This window comes from Ruegeria sp. YTSA219 (assembly GCF_059609985.1).
In genome coordinates, this window is record NZ_JBXWMT010000004.1 from 66,725 (window position 1) to 83,297 (window position 16,573).

Here is a 16,573-nt window from a genome sequence, read left to right on the forward strand (position 1 = left end):
CAGTTTGCGCCCGCCGAGGTTACCCCTCGGCGGGCGTGTCATTTTCCTGAATGAACACATCACAGGCTTCGATCATCCGGCCGTTCCATTCAACGGGCGCCGAATTGTAGTTGATCAGGAATGTATGCCCGGACGTCTGGCGCCGCCGCAGACCCTGAGGCATCGGATGCAAGGCAATGCCTGTCCGAGCAGCGGCCTTGCTGATTACGCGATCCCATAACGTGTCATTCGGGAACCCGGCCAGATACCACATGTGGTCGGTCCCTTTCAGGGCAGGTGTTCCGTCTTGAAATGTCAAAAGGTCCGGGGCCTTTCCTGACAGGCGGTCAACCCAGTGACGGGCTGCGCCGCCACCATCAACTTCCCGGGTCACCTGAGGGGGCAGAGTTTCCACAAGATCGACAGTGCAATCCAGTGCAGTCAGCCCGGGGCGACCAGTTGCGGGTATCTGAAAGTCCAGCGTGATGGCGCCAGAGCGCGGGCCCAGAACAGTCAGATCACAACCATCGGTCAGGCGCTGTTCCAGATCTGGACTGATGGTTGCCAGACCCGGTGCAAGGATTACCTTATACCCCGCCTTTGGGATGTTATCCGCAGGCAGGAAGTCCACTGACAATCCAGCCCGGCGCAGCGCTTGGTAGGTGGAAAAGACCAGTTTGAAATAGTCGAACCCAGCCCCTTGAGGTTGCGTCGCCCAGGCCCAATCCGAGGCATAGTCGAACAGGATCGCGACATCCGTTCGGGCCTGTGTGATTGCTCCCAGCCCGGCCAGATCATCGGCGGTTTGGCGCGCCTCGGCCAAAGCCGGGGCAGAGCGGTTGTCCGGCGTCAGAAGCCCTGCATGCATCTGTTCTTGCGCAAAGGGCGCCTGCCGCCAGCGGAAATAGCTGACCACTTCTGCCCCATGCGCCACGGCCTCAAGCGACCACAGGCGCACCATGCCCGGCAGGGGCGCAGGGTTGTAAGGGGCCCAATTGACCGGGCCGGGTTGCTGTTCCATCACCCACCAACGCCCGCGCCCCACAGCGCGATACAGATCGTGATGAAAGGCCTGCATGTCGGGATCGCCTTGCTGCAGAAAGGCCGACTTATGTGCCTTATCCGCCTCAAGCCGGTCAGATAGAAACCCGATCGGATAGCTGTCCCATGTGGCGATATCCAGATCGGTACCCACTGCGAAGTGGTCGAAATCGAGCACACGCCCCATGTAATTGTGCAGCAAAGGCGCATCGGTCAGGGGCCGCAGCACTTCGACCTGTGCCCTGTTGAAGGCCACCACCTGATCTGAACTGAACCGCCGGAAGGCCAGAACATGGGCCGGGTTGGGTTCTGTTACTGTCAGGTTCGGCAGGTCGATCTGATCAAACCTGTCATATTCCATTGACCAGAACACATTTCCCCACGCTGCATTCAGGGTTTCAATCGTGCTGTATTGACCTTCCAGCCAGTTTTGAAAGGCGTGTAGGGCGGGTTGGCTATAGCTGACAGTGGTTTCGTGGCAGCCATATTCATTGTCGATCTGCCATGCTGCGACATGCGGGTTGCGCCCATAGCGTTCGCCCATGACACGTGCGATCCGAACGCATTCTTCGATATACCCGGTGTGGCTAAAGCAATAATGTCTGCGAGAGCCGAACTTGCGCGGCTGACCATGCGCATCCACGGCAAGCATGTCCGGGTATTTGGCCAGCATCCAGCGTGGCGGCGTCGCTGTTGGCGTGCCCAGCACCACTTTCAACCCGGCAGAACCTAAGGTTTCGATCGCGCGATCCAGCCAGTCGAAGTGCAGATCGTCCGACGTGGGCTCCATCCGGCTCCAGCCGAACTCGCCTATCCGCACCCATGTCAGGCCGGTTTCGACCATACGTGCTGCATCGTCCGCCCACATCGCCTCTGGCCAATGTTCGGGGTAATAGCAAACGCCAAGTTCCGGGTTCATAGGATGACTCTGTGCTCTGCCTGACCTTTGCCTGCGTCGGGCGCGGCAAAGGTCATTCCGTTGGTAGGTTGGGTTTCAATCTGTGTCGCATCCAGCCCTTGGCGAGCGGTGGTGCAGAACAGCGTTGTCAGGTCTGGCCCGCCAAAAGCCGGGCACGAGGCATGGGCCGCGTCAAAACCGACCGCCTTCAGGAACCGACCCTCAGGCGAGTAAGCAGCCACGCGGTTGGCGCCCCATTGGGCGATCCAGATATTTCCGCTCGTATCGACCACTGCTCCATCAGGGTTCAGCTGGTCTTTGGTAAGGTCGAGGAACACGGTGCTTTGGCCTTCTGGCCACCCGGTTTCCGGGTCCAAACTCCAGCGCATGACCTGTCTGGTGACCGTGTCGGTGAAATAGGCGCAAGAGCGATCCGGCGCAAAACAGATGGCGTTCGAGATCGTGACATCCGGCACCAGCCGCCGCAGTTCTCCGCGCCAGAACCGATAGATGGACCCAGCGCCGGGTTCGGCGTTCTTGCCCATGGTGCCGATCCAGAAACCGCCCCAGGGATCAGCGCGGCCATCGTTGGAACGGGTGACCGTATCGTCCGCCTCTAGATGGGTGACCAAGCTACGCGCGCCGGTTTTCTGGTCAAAGCGCCACAGCCCGGTCTCGGAAGCCATCAACAGCGTGTCCCTGTCCACCCAGCCCGCTGCTGAAACATTTTCCGGGAACTGCCAGCTTTGCTGATGCCCGTCCTTCTGGGTCATCAGGCGGTTGCCGGTGATGTCGAACCAGAATAGCTGCGCCCGTTCCGGGTGCCACAAAGGCCCTTCGCCCAGATCGCAGGGACGGTCGTCAAACACGACACTCATTGGGCGGCCTTGTCATAGGCCAAGACGATCTTTCGCGCGCGCTCTGCAATGTCGGCAACGGCCATTCCCGGTTTATACAGGGCCGACCCGATCCCGAACCCGTCCGTCCCGGCCTTGAGCCATTCGGCAAAGTTTTCGGGGCCTGCCCCACCGACGGCAAAGACCAGCGCGTCCTTGGGCAGGATCGGGCGTATTGCGGCCAGGCCCGAGGGCCCCGCCATCACGCCCGGAAACAGTTTGAGCCCGGTTGCCCCTGCCCTGAGCGCGCCAAAGGCCTCGGTCGGGGTATAGACGCCTGGCCAGCTTTGTATGCCCAGTTTGATCGTCTGCTGTATCACCTCAGCGTCGAAATTTGGCGAGACAATCAGCTTGCCGCCGACCCCGGCCACCGCATCGACCTGTTCGATGGTCAGGACGGTTCCGGCGCCGATCAATGCGCGATCGCCGAAACGTTCCGCCAGAATGCCGATGCTGGTCAACGGATCGGGTGAGTTCAGGGGCACCTCGATCCGGTCTATGCCCGCGTCGATCAGGGCCTGCCCGACCTCGGCGGCCTCGGTGGGTTGCAGACCGCGCAGAATTGCAATGATAGGACGGCTCATGCGGTTTGCCTCGTCAGATTTCGGGCCTGCAAAAGACCTGCCAATGTAGATTGCGTGCTGTCGGCTATTTCAACAAATGCACCCTGCTGTTTCAGCGCGATGGCATAGATTTCCGAGAGGCTTTGGTCCCCGATAATGGCAATCTGCTGGCCCAACCAATAGGGACGGGACGCGGCCAGTTCCGCTCCGATCAGGTATCCCGACAGACGCGCGCGTGCGACACCGGAGTCCTGACCCTGCAGCAGATCAGTGGCCCGCAGGCCGAAAAGGCGCGCGGCAAGTTGTTCCGGTCGGGACAGGGCATCCGCCACAGCCTCGGCAAAAGCTGCGTCGTCCCAGCCTTCGCTGACCGTATGTTTCAGGACGGATTGATTGCTGAGCAATCCGAAGATTTCGCCTGTCATGAATGTGCGGAAGCTGACGACTTCATCCGCGCTGACCTGTACCCATTTGGTATGCGTTCCGGGCAGGCAAATGATGCCGTCCCAGTTTGGCCGGTGGGCCAGAAAACCGGCGATCTGTGTCTCTTCTCCGCGCATGACATCGGGGGGGCTTGTTTGCTTTAGCCCGGGTACGACAAAGGCGCGGATACGGGGATCTGTTGCCGGAACGCGGACAGGTGCATCGGGAACAGGAACCGAAGGTACAGCGGAATATGGTGCCTCGACCCAGCCTTGGCGCGCACCCACCATACCGCAGGCGACCACATCCATGACCGTATCGCCAAGCCAGCCCTCGATCAGGTCCAGCAGTGCTTTTTGAAACCCATCCCGGGGAATTTGATCCATGCCGCTTGCGGACTGAGCCTGGTCCAGAATGGTGTCACCCTGCATTGCCCATGCCCGCAGATGAGTTGTTCCCCAATCAACAGCGATCCATTCGATTGTCATGTTCTCATCCTGTTACTACAACACCGCCATCAACGGCCATGCATTGCCCGGTCATGGCGCGACTGGCTTCCGACGCAAGAAACAGGGTCGGTGCGATCATATCCTCGGGCGTCAGGTGGTCCTTTAGGCATTGGCGTTCCAGATGTGCGGACAGATCTTCTGGCGTGGCCCACATGTCCAGCTGTTTCTGTGTCAGAACCCATCCGGGGGCCAGCGCATTAACGCGGATTTTCTGCGGGCCAAGCTCGCGCGCCAACGACCGGGTCATCCCGGTGATCCCGGCATTTGATGTCGTATAGATCGGATAACCGGAATTACCCATCATATAGCTGATCGAGCTGAAATTGATGATTGATCCGCCCTTGTCCTGCATTTGACGTGCGGCTTCTTGGCAGGCAAAGAAATACGCCTTCAGATTCACCTCGATCATCCAGTCCCAGAATTTGGGCGTGGTTTCGTCAAGCGAATGGCGCTTGTCGTTGGCGGCATTGTTGATCAGCACACCAAGGGGGCCATGGGCCTCGGCGGCTTTGGCCATTGAGGCGCGCAGCAGGTCGGTATCTGTCATGTCGCCTTGCAGAAACAGCGGCCCGCGCCCGTGCTTGGCGCGCATCTCATCAACAAAGGCACTGGCGTCGGAGCGCCCGATAAAGGCGACCTGCGCACCCTGCGCCAGAAATCCGTCCGTTAAAGCGGCCCCGACACCAGAACCACCTCCGGTGATAAAGACGGATGCACCGTTCAGGTCGTGGAAAGTGGCGGGTTGGTCCATCAGTGGCTCTCTCTGGTCACAAGGCGGGTGTCTTTGCCGACAAGAAAATCCAGGTCCGCACCCTGATCGGCCTGCAGGACGTGGTCTATGTAAAGCTTGGCATAGCCGCGGGTGTAATGCGGAGCATCCGGTTGCCATGCGGCGCGTCGGGCGTCCAGTTCAACTTGGTCAACCAGCAACTCGAGCGCGCCCTTGCTAGCGGATACACGGATACGGTCACCGGTTTTGACCAGCGCCAGCGTGCCGCCCGCCTGGGCTTCGGGGCTGACATGCAGGATGACAGTGCCAAATGCCGTGCCGGACATCCGTGCGTCCGAGATACGGATCATGTCGCGCACACCGTCCTTCACCAGCTTGGCCGGGATCGGCATATTGCCAACCTCGGGCATGCCGGGATAACCCTTGGGTCCACAGCCTTTCAGCACCAATATAGTCTCGGGCGTCACCGGCAGGTCATCCCTGTCGATATTGGCCTTCATATCTTCGATGCTTTCGAAGACATGGGCCACAGCCTCGGTCTCCAACAGTGCGTCCGTGGCCGCCGAAGGTTTCACAATGGCCCCGTTCGGCGCCAGATTGCCGCGCAGCACACGCAGGCCTGCGGCAGGTTTTATTGGGTCGTTGAAGGGACGGATCACATCGCGGTTGAAACATTCTGCACCTTCGTAATGGGCCGAAATATCCTTGTTCAGAACCGTTTTGGCAGGTCGTAGGAAGGGTTTGAGTTCGTTTAAAACCACAGGCACGCCACCTGCATAGCAGAAATCCTCCATCAGGTATTGGCCCGAAGGCATACAGTTCACAAGCAGCGGGATATCCGACCCGATCTCAAAATCCTTAAGTGTCAGGTCGATGCCTACACGACCGGCCAAAGCCAGCAGATGCACCACGGCGTTGGTAGAGCCGCCCACGGCAGCATTGGCCAGAATGGCGTTTTCAAAGGCTTCTTTGGTCAGAATGTCCGAGGGTTTGAGGTCTTCATCCACCATCTCGACGATCCGTTTGCCAGTCAGATGCGCCAGCGCCATTCGGCGAGCATCTACGGCGGGCAGCGCGGCGTTGGTGGGCAGGCTCATGCCCATTGCTTCGACCAGGGATGCCATGGTCGACGCGGTGCCCATGGTCATGCAGACACCGGCGCTGCGCGACATGCCGGATTCAGCATTCATGAAATCCTGCAGGGTCATTTCCCCGGCGCGCACGGCTTCGGAAAACTTCCATACATCCGTGCCCGAGCCGATATCCTGCCCGCGATACTTACCGTTCAGCATCGGGCCGGAACTGACAACGATGGCGGGCAGATCGACCGAGGCGGCTCCCATAAGTTGCCCCGGCGTAGTTTTGTCACAGCCACCCAGCAGAACCACGCCGTCAATCCCATAGGCGCGGATGGATTCTTCGACATCCATGGCCAGTAGGTTGCGAAACAGCATGGCGGTGGGCTTCATCTGGGTTTCACCCAGCGACATGACCGGGAATTCGACCGGGAAGCCGCCAGCCTCCCACACGCCGCGTTTGACGCCTTCGGCCAGATCGCGCAGGCCGGAATTGCACGGCGTCAGTTCGGACCATGTATTGCAGATGCCGATAATGGGACGCCCGTCAAAGGCATGGTCGGGAAAGCCCTGGTTCTTCATCCAGGACCGGTGGATGAAACCATCCTTGTCCAGCTTGCCATACCAATGCTGCGAGCGGCGTTTTTTTGTCATTATTGTCAGCCCTTTAATATTTGGTCATGCCGCTTTGGCCGGTTTGCACCAGTCTGGCAACCAATCCGCATGCGCGATCAAAAGATCGCTGACCAGATTACGGATCTGGCGCAGGTCGAGCTCGGCGGCTGTGTGTGGGTCCATCATGGCGGCGTGGTAAATGTATTCGGGGTTCTGGTCGGTCAGCGCCCGCACGGTCAGTTCCTGCACGTTGATCTGGGTGCGCATCAGCGCAATCAGCTGCGGTGGGATGTCGGTCACGACCGAGGGTTGCACCCCGTTGCTGTCCACCAGGCATGGCGTTTCCACAGCAGCCCCCAAGGGCAGTTGCGGGATCTGGCCGGTATTGGGCAGGTTGCCATAGGCGGTGTAGGGCGTATTCGTCACGATGGCGTTCATCAGGTCCGCCGCGAATTCGTGGCTGCGGCACACCTCAACCGCACGCCCGTCGGTCAGGGTCTTGGCCTGTTCTTTCCAGTCCTCGACCTGCTCGACGCAGCGGGTGGGATATTCATCCAGCGGGATCGAGAACTGCTCGATCAGATCGTCGCGCCCGTCCTTGATGAACCAGGGCACATATTCGGCCAGATGTTCCGAGCTTTCGGTGCAGAAATAGCCCAGATGATCCATCACTTCGTATCGGACCTTGTTGGGGCAGCGTGGCATCAAAAGGGGCGGTTTCGGCAGCTGTCCACCGGCATATCCCTGTCGGAGCGCAGGGTACAGATCGCGTCCCTGATGCTCGAGCTTGAGGAAGAAAGCCACATGGTTGACGCCTGCGACCTTATAGCGAAACTCGTGCTTGGGCAGGTCTAGATCATGGGCCAGTTCCTCGACCGTATTTTGCACCGAATGGCACAGGCCGACATGTTTCAATGTCGGAAACCGTTCGGCCAAAGCCCAGGTGTTGATCGCCATCGGGTTCACATATTGCAACAGCGTCGCGTTGGGGCAGAGCTGCATCATGTCCTGGGCCACGTCCCACAGGACCGGAACGGTGCGTAACCCGCGCATGATCCCTCCTACGCCCAGCGTATCGGCGATGGTCTGACGCAGGCCATATTGCTTGGGGATCTCGAAGTCAGTCACTGTGCAGGGGTCATACCCTCCGATCTGAAAGGCGGTAATCACGAAATCCGCCCCCTCCAATGCGGCGCGTCGATCGGTGTGGGTGGTTATGGTGGCCCCCGTGCCGACCGAGCGCACCATGGCGCGGGCCACGGATTCGCTCTCAGCCAGGCGCTGTGTGTCGATATCCATCAAGGCAAAATGGCTGTCGGCCAGGGCGGGGGTCAAAAGGGCATCGCCCACGATATTGCGCATGAAGATCGTGGAACCGGCCCCGATAAAAGTGATTTTGGTCATCAGGCAAACCTTTAGCTTGATGTTATTTCACGGCACCGAGTGTCAGGCCCGCGATAAAATGTTTCTGCATCAGGAAGAACATGGCAACCGGCGGCAGCGCCGCGACAATGGAACCGGCACTCATCAGCTGATAGGCGGCGCGGAACTGCGCGTTAAAGCTGGTGATCCCTGCGGTTACAGGCTGGCTCTCAGCACCTTGCGTCAGCACTACAGCCCAGAAATAGTCGTTCCAGATGAAGGTAAAGATCAGGACACTGAGCGCCGCAATGGCGGGCTTCATCAGCGGCAGCACCACGTACCAGAAGATACGCCATTCACTGATCCCTTCGACCCGCGCCGCCTCGATCAGTTCAAAGGGCAGGGCGCGGATGAAATTCCGCATGAACAGGGTGCAAAACCCGGTCTGGAACGCGATGTGGAACAAGACCAGCCCGGTCTTGGTGTTGTACAGGCCCAGGTCCAGCGTCAGGTCGCGCACGGGCACCATGAGGATTTGGAAAGGCACGAAATTGCCCGCTACGAACAGGAAGAAGATCCAAAGGTTCGATTTGAATTTGTAGATGCCGAGTGCAAACCCCGTCATGCTACTTAGCGCGACGCACCCGATGACCGTGGGAACGGTGATCAGGAAAGAATTCATCAGATAGCGCGGCATATCCGAATTGAAAAACACCTGCCCATAGTTGAATGCGCCCTCAAAGCTGGACGGCATCCCCCAGTAGTTGGCATTGGTGAAATCCGCGGCGGGTTTGACCGAGAATAGGGCGACGGCCAGCAACGGCCCGAGCCACAAAAGCAAGGCCAGCGGCAGCAACGCCTGATAGGTGATCTGCGCTGCACGAGGTTGTTTTTCGATTGGCTTGGGAAACATCTCAGTGCCCCCTTTCTTCGCGGTACATTGACCACAGGAAATAACCGATGAAACACAGCATGATAAGGAACAGGATCACCGCGATAGCCGCGCCATACCCCATGCGGAAGCCATACTCGGACAAGGCGACCTCGAACATGTAATAGGCCAGCACGCGCGATGATCCGAACGGACCGCCCTGTGTCATGATTGAGATCAGGTCAAAGCTGCGAAGCGCGCCAATGATGGTGACGACAAAGGCAATGAAGGTGGCAGGGCGCAGTTGCGGCAGGATGATATGCCACAACATCCGCCAGCTCTTGGCACCGTCCAGCCGCCCGGCTTCGATTTGTTCGGGGTCCACGGCGTTGAGGCCGGTCAGGTAAAGGATCATGCAATAAGCTGTCTGCGGCCAGAGACCGGCAAAGATGATGCCATAGGTGACGAAACGCTCGTCACCCAGCACGTTCACCGGGCCCATGCCAAAGAATCCGAGGAATTCGTTCAGCAGGCCGAATGTGGGATCGTAGAACCATGTGAACACAAGGCCAACGACCACCTGAGAAATCACGAAGGGGAAGAAAAACAAGGATTTATACAGGCGAATGCCCCAGACCGTCTGGTTCAGGAACAGCGCGATGAACAGACCCGCCGGAATCGCCGCCAGATAGAGCAGCAGCCAGATCAGGTTGTTTTTGAGCGAGATGTAAAAGGCATCCCGGTCCGACCATTCCCAGTACAGGTCTTCATAATTGCGAAAGCCGACATATTCGGCAGCCCCCAGGCCGTCCCATTCGTAAAGCGACAGGTTGAAGGACTGAAAGACCGGAATGATCACATAGACCATAAAGAACAACAGGCCTGGGGCCAAAAATAACCAGGGCGCGATGCGCTGTTGGTTTCGGTGGAACCAGCTTTCTTGTTCGTGGGTATCGACGGCGGTCATGGGCGTCCCCGGTTCTGGTAGGCGGAGTAAGGCGGGTTGATACCCGCCTTACGCAGGTCATGGCTCAGGATTGGCTTTGCCAATCCTGACCGGTTCAGTTGTCGTAGATGCGCTGACGCGCCCGTTCGAGTTTGGCCAGGATTTTGTCCGCATTGTCTGGCTTGACCATGAATTCCTGGAAGCCTTCCATCGACGCCTTGGCCATTTCTGCCGGTGCGTCGCGGTCCCAGAACTGGGCGACTCCGCCCGGGCTGTTTGACGACAGCATGGTAAAGCCCTGCTGCAGGAACTTGTCGGCATCTACCGAGGACTGAGCATTGACCGGCAACTGGCCGAGATTCGAGCCATTGTTGATCTCGGTCTGTTCATCCGCAGACACAACGAAGCGCAGGAATTCACGGGCGGCTTCTTTGTTCGCCGCGTTTGACGGGATGTGGAACGTGTCGGTCGGTGCATCTTCGGCCAGTTCGACATCGGGGTTGATGGCAACAAACTGGTAGAAGTCCAGCTGGTCGTCACTCAGGCCCGCCTCACGCAGTGGCGCCACGGCGAAGTTGCCCATCAGATAAGCCGCCGCATCACCGTTGACCATGAAGGGCAGAGCTTCTTGCCAGCTATAGGTCTGGTGGTTGTCGATGAAGGCACCCATATCGATCAGCTGTTTCCAGTTGGCGAAGGTCTGCTTGACCCGGTCATCCTCCCAGCTGATTTCACCATTGGCCAGCTGGTTGTGGAAGTCATAGCCGTTGGTGCGCATGTTCAGGTAGTCGAACCAGCCACCGGCAGTCCACAGGAACTTGGTGCCGATCGTATAGCAGGCGCGACCGGAATCGACGATCTTTTGGCAATTCGCCAGCTCTTCTTCCCAAGTTGCGGGCTCGGTCAGGCCCAGCTCGTCAAAGATGTCTTTGCGATAATAAACGCCCCACTGATAGTAGGTGTAGGGCACGCCCCACTGTTTGCCGTCGATCGTCATCGCACCTTTGGTTGAAGCCAGATTGTCCGCAATCGCAGGTTCCGCCCACAGGTCCGAGACGTCTTCGAACAGGCCAGCCTCGACATAGGGTTTCATCCGATTCGCCGCGTACCACGTGGCGACATCCGGAGTATCCGCAGTCAAGAAGTTGCGGATCTGGGTTTTGTAGGCCTCGCGGTCGATCACCGTTGTCTCGATGGCCAAATCCGGATGCTGTTGCTGAAATCTGTCGATCATTGCTTCCATCGTGGCCCGGGGTGCCGGGTTCGATGTGTCCAGGAATATCCGCAATTCGCCGGTAAGCTCGGCAGAGGCGGGAACAGCAAGTGCAACGCTCATGGCCAGAGCGGCCGTGGTGCGCTTGTAGATGGAATGCATGGTTTCCTCCCTTAGCTTCCATTTTAGTTCCATATATTGGAACTTAGTTTTATATGTTGAAAACTACACATCGACTCGGTTAGTCTTGTCAAGACCCTCTTGGCTGAGGCCGAAGGTTAACTGGAGGAGACAGAGCGCCCGTGGCAGGTGATGGAACGATAGGGAAAGCATGTGACGTGCTTGATCAGGTGGCCGCGTTTCAGCGGCCGGTTCGCTTTGCGGAACTGCTGGAAAGCAGCCGCTTTCCCAAGGCAACGCTCTATCGGTTTCTGCAATCCCTGACCAATCAGGGGATGTTGTCCTATGACCCGGATAGGCAGACCTATGCACCGGGTTTGAGGCTGGTTCGGTTGGCCCATGCAGCGTGGACGCAAAGCTCACTGGCGCCGATTGCCAGGCCTTTTCTCGATACGCTCAGCGGTGAAACGGGCGAGACTGTGCATCTGGCGCAGCTCGATTCTGGTCAGGTTCTGTATGTCGATAAGCGCAATGCCGCCCAGCCGGTTGAGATGTATTCACAGGCGGGCAAGGTCGGACCGGCCTATTGTACGGGTGTGGGCAAGGCGATGATGGCCTTTCTGGACGAGGCTGAGCTGAACAAGGTGATCTCACAGCAAAGCTTTCACCGGTTTACGGATAAGACCTTGGCCTCGGAAGCTGCGCTGCGGTCCGATCTAGAGCTGATCCACAGCCGGGGCTACGCCCTGGACGATGAAGAACACGAGACGGGGATCATTTGTGTTGCCTGCCCGATCCGAACGCCGGGCGGGCGGATGCTGGGTGCAATATCGGTGACCGGCTCGACCGAGCGGATGAATTTCGACCAGCTCGAGGCTTGGATTCCCCGCGTGCGCCGGGTGGCCGAACAAATCGCGGCCGAAGCTCAGGCCTGGCGGTTCCCTGAAACACGCCCCGATGGCCAGAAGGACAGGATACAAGCGACATGACCGGAGTAACTCTGAACCAAACGATTAAGCGGTATGGCCAGACACAGGTGATTCACGGGATCGACCTCGAAATCGAGGATGGTGAATTCTGTGTCTTTGTCGGCCCATCGGGATGTGGAAAATCTACTTTGTTGCGGATGATCGCAGGGCTTGAGGAAACGACCGAGGGCCAAATTCACATCGGCGCGCGCGAGGTGACACATCAGGACCCTGCGAAACGGGGCGTGGCGATGGTGTTCCAGACCTATGCCCTGTACCCGCATATGACGGTGGCCGAGAATATGGGGTTTGGCCTGCGGATGAACGGCGTGGCAAAAGCCGAAATCGACAGGAAGGTTCAGGAAGCCTCGGGTATCCTGAAGCTGGACCAGTACCTGAAGCGCAAACCCAAGGCCCTGTCGGGTGGTCAGCGCCAACGCGTTGCCATCGGGCGTGCGATTGTGCGCGGCCCCGAGGTGTTCCTGTTCGATGAACCTCTGTCCAACCTGGACGCCGAATTGCGCGTTGAGATGCGTGTGGAAATTGCCCGGCTTCACAATGAAATTGGCGCGACCATGATCTATGTGACTCACGATCAGGTCGAGGCGATGACCATGGCCGATAAGATCGTGGTGCTGCGCGATGGTCGGATCGAACAGGTCGGTGCGCCGATGGATCTGTATCGGGATCCAGATAACAAGTTTGTAGCAGGGTTCATTGGCTCGCCTGCCATGAACTTCCTGGATTGTGACATCGTTGATGGTCAGGTGACTCATCCGGCGATCACTCAGCCTCTGCCCGTCCCAGCATCGGTTCCTTTGGGTCTGTCTCGGGTCACGCTGGGTATCCGCCCCGAACATATTCAGGTCGACCGATCGGGCGATACCTGCACTGTTGATCTGACCGAGGCGCTTGGCGGCGTCAGCTATTCCTATTTGCTGACATCGAATGGCGACAAGCTGATCGTTGAAGAGCGCGAAGACGAGCGCAGTAAGCAGGGTACACGCATTGGTATTTCGATCCGCCCGGAACGCACCATGCTGTTTGATCCTGAAACCGGCCTGCGGTTGAGATAATCGCCGTTTAGACAGTCAAAAACACCCGCGTCAGACGAAAGGTCCAACGCGGGCTTTTTGCGTCGAATTATATATGGATTTTGTATCCAATATCCGTTATCGCGTGAAAACGGGCGCCTGACGCCTATCTGGACCCCTGTAACTAGAGGATAGCACCGTATGTCGACCAATGTATTTAGCGGTACGATGCCCGCGCTCATGACCCCTTGCTCGGCGGATAGCCAGCCGGATTTCAACGCACTTGTTCGGAAGGGCAAGCAAATGATCGACGCAGGCATGTCTGCGGTTGTCTATTGCGGATCCATGGGCGACTGGCCGCTTTTGACGGATGCGCAGCGCATGGAAGGGGTGGAACGTCTGGTGGATGCCGGGCTGCCGGTTGTGGTCGGAACCGGGGCAATCAACACCAAATCCGCCGAGGCCCACGCTGCACATGCGCAAAAGGTCGGCGCTGTCGGGTTGATGGTCATTCCCCGGGTTCTGTCCCGCGGGAGCTCATCAACTGCGCAAAAGAACCATTTCAAGGCAATCCTGTCCGCTGCGCCGGACGTGCCGGCAATTATCTACAACAGCCCATATTATGGTTTCGCAACAAAGGCTGATCTGTTCTTTGCCCTGCGCGCCGAACACCCTAACCTCATTGGGTTCAAGGAATTCGGGGGCAAGGACGATCTGCGCTATGCTGCGGAAAACATCACCAGTCAGGATGATGATGTGACGTTGATGGTGGGTGTGGACACCGAGGTTTACCACGGTTTCGTCAACTGTGGGGCAACCGGGTCGATCACCGGGATCGGAACGGCCCTCCCACGTGAGGCGTTGCTGTTGGCTGCGCTTTCTCAAAAGGCCGCGCGGGGCGATGCCGAAGCCCGGTTACGGGCGCAAGAACTGACCGAGGCCATTCAGGTGCTGTCCAGTTTTGATGAGGGTCCGGATCTTGTGCTGTATTACAAGCATCTTCTGGTGTTGAACGGGGAAGAGGAATACCGCCTGCATTTCAATGAAACTGATGCCCTGACAGATGCACAGCGGAATTATTGCGAACAGCAATACGCGTTGTTTGGGGCTTGGTTCGCCGATTGGTTGAAACAAGGTGGGGTGATCGCAGAATGCATGTGATCGACAGCCACACCGGAGGAGAACCGACCCGGGTCATCCTCGATGGCGCTCCAGATCTGGGCTCTGGCCCTCTGGCTGAACGCGCCCGGCGGCTGGACACCGAATACAGGGATTTCTATCGTTCGGTCATGCTTGAACCGCGCGGACAACCGGCCATGGTCGCGGCCTTGTTGGTGGAACCGGTTGATCCAACCTGTGTCACCGGCGTGATCTATTTTGATGTCGATGCTGTTTTGGGAATGTGCGGCCACGGAACCATTGGCCTGACCGTGACACTGGCGCATCTTGGTCGGATCGATGTTGGAATACATCGGATCGAAACGCCATCCGGAGTTGTCACGGTCGAGCTGCACGATGCCAATACTGTCACGGTCACGAATATCGAAAGCCGCCGCGTTCACAGCGACATTTCACTTCATGTGCCCGGTTTCGGAGAGGTTGCAGGGGATGTGGCCTATGGTGGAAACTGGTTCTTTATCGTCGATCCAAGCCCGCTTCCCGTCATTCCGGCCAATATTCGGGAGCTGACCGATAGGGCCGTTGCTATCCGCAAAGCCTCGATCGCGCAGGGGGTTGGCGGCGAGCAGGGTGAACCGATTGATCATGTAATCTTTCAGGACGCATCGCCCGAGCAAGCGATTCACAGCCGCAACTTTGTTCTGTGCCCGGATGACAATTACGACCGGTCGCCCTGTGGCACCGGCAGCTCTGCTCGGCTGGCCTGTCTGGCCGCTGAGGGTCTATTGGCCCCGGGGCAGGAAATCGTCCAGCAAAGTGTCATTGGCAGCACCTATCGCCTGTCCTATCAGGCTGGGCCCAACGGCGGTGTCATCCCCTCGATCACCGGGCAGGCCTATGTCATGGCGGAATCGCGGTTGATGTTTGCCGAGGCTGATCCATTCCGTTCGGGGATTGAGGTATGACCCAGCAGATCGTCGTCATCGGAGCTGGCGTGATTGGCATGACCATTGCGCTGGAATTACAGCGCCGGGGTCATGCCGTGCTGGTTCTGGACAAGGAAGGCGTTGCGGCGCAGACATCAGCCGGAAATGCCGGGGCCTTTGCTTTTTCCGAGGTTGAGCCTCTGGCAACGCCCGGCATCATGAAAAAGGCACCAAAGTGGCTGCTGGACCCGTTGGGTCCCCTGTCTATCCCGCCTGCCTATGCAGTCCAGATTGCACCCTGGATGTGCCGTTTCTGGCAGGCCAGCCAGCCCGGTCGCTATGCCGAGCTGTTGGCCGCTCAGGCCAGCCTCATGCAACTGTCCAGTGCCGCGCTTGAACGGTTGATCCCAGCGGTTGACGGCGAGGCGATGATGCAGCGCGACGGTCAGATGCAGCTGTACGAATCCGAGGCCGAATACCGTGCAAGCCTGCCCGCCTGGGAGGTGCGCCGCCAGCATGGTATCGACTTTGAACTGCTGGAAAGCCCCGAGGCGATTGCCGAAAAACAGCCGGGTCTCAGTCCTCGGTTCACTCATGCGGGATTTACGCCCAACTGGTTGAATACTGTTGATCCCAAGAAATGGGTCGAGCGCCTTGCCCAGACCTTTCAAAACCGGCAAGGCCGGATCGAGCGGCGCGATATTCAGGCGTTGGTGCCACAGCAAAGTGGCATGCGCCTTGAAACGGCGGAAGGGCCCGTGGACGCGACGAAAGTGGTCGTGGCTGCCGGCGCATGGTCGCATCATATCGCCCGAACTCTTGGTGACCGATTCCCGCTTGAAACCGAGCGTGGATACAACACGACCCTGCCCGAAGGTGCATTTGATCTGCGGATGCACCTGTCCTTCTCGCGGCATGGGTTCGTTGCCAGCCGGATCAACAATGGCGTCAGGATCGGCGGCGCGGTCGAGTTGGGCGGTCTGAACCTCGCCCCCAATTTCAAACGAGCCGACACGTTATTGCACAAAGCCGAAGAGTTTCTACCCGGCCTCAAGACCGAAGGAGGCACGCAATGGATGGGGTTCCGGCCGTCGATGCCTGACAGCATCCCGGTCATCGGTGTTTCTCCAAATGCGTCTTGCGTGTTCTATGCGTTCGGCCATGGGCATCTTGGGCTGACCCAATCCGCAGGCACGGCCGAGCTTGTTGGGGCCATGGTTGACCGTCAGGCCCCCCCGATTTCGCCAGCCCCCTTTGCTGCTGGCCGGTTCTGAGGGAGGGGGT

15 protein-coding genes are annotated in these 16,573 nt (G+C 58.5%); 5 read left to right on the top strand and 10 right to left on the bottom strand.

Features of this window, described 5'->3' with window-relative positions:
• Nucleotides 1–19: 19 nt before the first annotated feature.
• From AC2FFB_RS07825 to AC2FFB_RS07870, 10 genes are all read right to left on the bottom strand, one after another.
• Entirely contained in the window at nt 20–1,939 is a 1,920-nt protein-coding gene (locus AC2FFB_RS07825; protein WP_496874751.1) for a beta-galactosidase, read from the bottom strand.
• Entirely contained in the window at nt 1,936–2,796 is an 861-nt protein-coding gene (locus AC2FFB_RS07830) for an SMP-30/gluconolactonase/LRE family protein (protein WP_142636154.1), read from the bottom strand. The genes AC2FFB_RS07825 and AC2FFB_RS07830 overlap by 4 nt, the downstream gene beginning before the upstream one ends.
• Entirely contained in the window at nt 2,793–3,398 is a 606-nt protein-coding gene (locus AC2FFB_RS07835; RefSeq protein ID WP_142636156.1) for a 2-dehydro-3-deoxy-6-phosphogalactonate aldolase, read from the bottom strand. Before AC2FFB_RS07835 ends, AC2FFB_RS07830 begins: the two co-directional genes overlap by 4 nt.
• Nucleotides 3,395–4,288: a 2-dehydro-3-deoxygalactonokinase gene (locus tag AC2FFB_RS07840; protein WP_142636158.1), complete on the bottom strand. Its 894-nt coding sequence runs from the start codon at nt 4,286–4,288 to the stop codon at nt 3,395–3,397. Before AC2FFB_RS07840 ends, AC2FFB_RS07835 begins: the two co-directional genes overlap by 4 nt.
• Before the next feature lie 4 nt (nt 4,289–4,292).
• Nucleotides 4,293–5,060 carry an SDR family NAD(P)-dependent oxidoreductase gene (locus AC2FFB_RS07845; protein WP_142636160.1) on the bottom strand — a complete coding sequence of 256 codons (768 nt, stop codon included), beginning with the start codon at nt 5,058–5,060 and terminating at the stop codon, nt 4,293–4,295.
• Nucleotides 5,060–6,769, bottom strand: coding sequence for an IlvD/Edd family dehydratase (locus tag AC2FFB_RS07850; RefSeq protein ID WP_496713803.1), 1,710 nt, complete (start codon nt 6,767–6,769; stop codon nt 5,060–5,062). The genes AC2FFB_RS07845 and AC2FFB_RS07850 overlap by 1 nt, the downstream gene beginning before the upstream one ends.
• 24 nt (nt 6,770–6,793) lie before the next feature.
• The gene (locus AC2FFB_RS07855; RefSeq protein WP_496874752.1) at nt 6,794–8,134 is read right to left on the bottom strand and encodes an alpha-glucosidase/alpha-galactosidase; all 1,341 of its coding nucleotides are present in this window, start codon (nt 8,132–8,134) and stop codon (nt 6,794–6,796) included.
• Between the two features lie 22 nt (nt 8,135–8,156).
• Nucleotides 8,157–9,005, bottom strand: coding sequence for a carbohydrate ABC transporter permease (locus AC2FFB_RS07860; protein WP_142636166.1), 849 nt, complete (start codon nt 9,003–9,005; stop codon nt 8,157–8,159).
• Nucleotide 9,006: 1 nt separating this feature from the next.
• Nucleotides 9,007–9,930, bottom strand: coding sequence for a carbohydrate ABC transporter permease (locus tag AC2FFB_RS07865; RefSeq protein ID WP_142636168.1), 924 nt, complete (start codon nt 9,928–9,930; stop codon nt 9,007–9,009).
• Between the two features lie 94 nt (nt 9,931–10,024).
• Nucleotides 10,025–11,284 (bottom strand): ABC transporter substrate-binding protein, encoded by a 1,260-nt coding sequence (locus AC2FFB_RS07870; RefSeq protein ID WP_142636170.1) that lies wholly within the window; start codon nt 11,282–11,284, stop codon nt 10,025–10,027.
• A gap of 140 nt (nt 11,285–11,424) precedes the next feature.
• On the opposite strand from AC2FFB_RS07870, the gene AC2FFB_RS07875 reads away from it, so the two are divergent.
• The 5 genes from AC2FFB_RS07875 to AC2FFB_RS07895 all read left to right on the top strand — a co-directional run bounded on the left by AC2FFB_RS07875 (nt 11,425) and on the right by AC2FFB_RS07895 (nt 16,563).
• Nucleotides 11,425–12,231 carry an IclR family transcriptional regulator gene (locus tag AC2FFB_RS07875; RefSeq protein WP_496693729.1) on the top strand — a complete coding sequence of 269 codons (807 nt, stop codon included), beginning with the start codon at nt 11,425–11,427 and terminating at the stop codon, nt 12,229–12,231.
• Nucleotides 12,228–13,286, top strand: a complete 1,059-nt coding sequence (locus AC2FFB_RS07880; protein ID WP_271948765.1) for an ABC transporter ATP-binding protein — start codon at nt 12,228–12,230, stop codon at nt 13,284–13,286. Before AC2FFB_RS07875 ends, AC2FFB_RS07880 begins: the two co-directional genes overlap by 4 nt.
• A 159-nt stretch (nt 13,287–13,445) precedes the next feature.
• Entirely contained in the window at nt 13,446–14,405 is a 960-nt protein-coding gene (locus AC2FFB_RS07885; protein ID WP_496874753.1) for a dihydrodipicolinate synthase family protein, read from the top strand.
• Nucleotides 14,396–15,328 carry a 4-hydroxyproline epimerase gene (locus tag AC2FFB_RS07890; protein WP_496874754.1) on the top strand — a complete coding sequence of 311 codons (933 nt, stop codon included), beginning with the start codon at nt 14,396–14,398 and terminating at the stop codon, nt 15,326–15,328. The genes AC2FFB_RS07885 and AC2FFB_RS07890 overlap by 10 nt, the downstream gene beginning before the upstream one ends.
• Nucleotides 15,325–16,563 (top strand): NAD(P)/FAD-dependent oxidoreductase, encoded by a 1,239-nt coding sequence (locus tag AC2FFB_RS07895; protein ID WP_496874755.1) that lies wholly within the window; start codon nt 15,325–15,327, stop codon nt 16,561–16,563. The genes AC2FFB_RS07890 and AC2FFB_RS07895 overlap by 4 nt, the downstream gene beginning before the upstream one ends.
• The last annotated feature ends 10 nt before the right edge of the window (nt 16,564–16,573 follow it).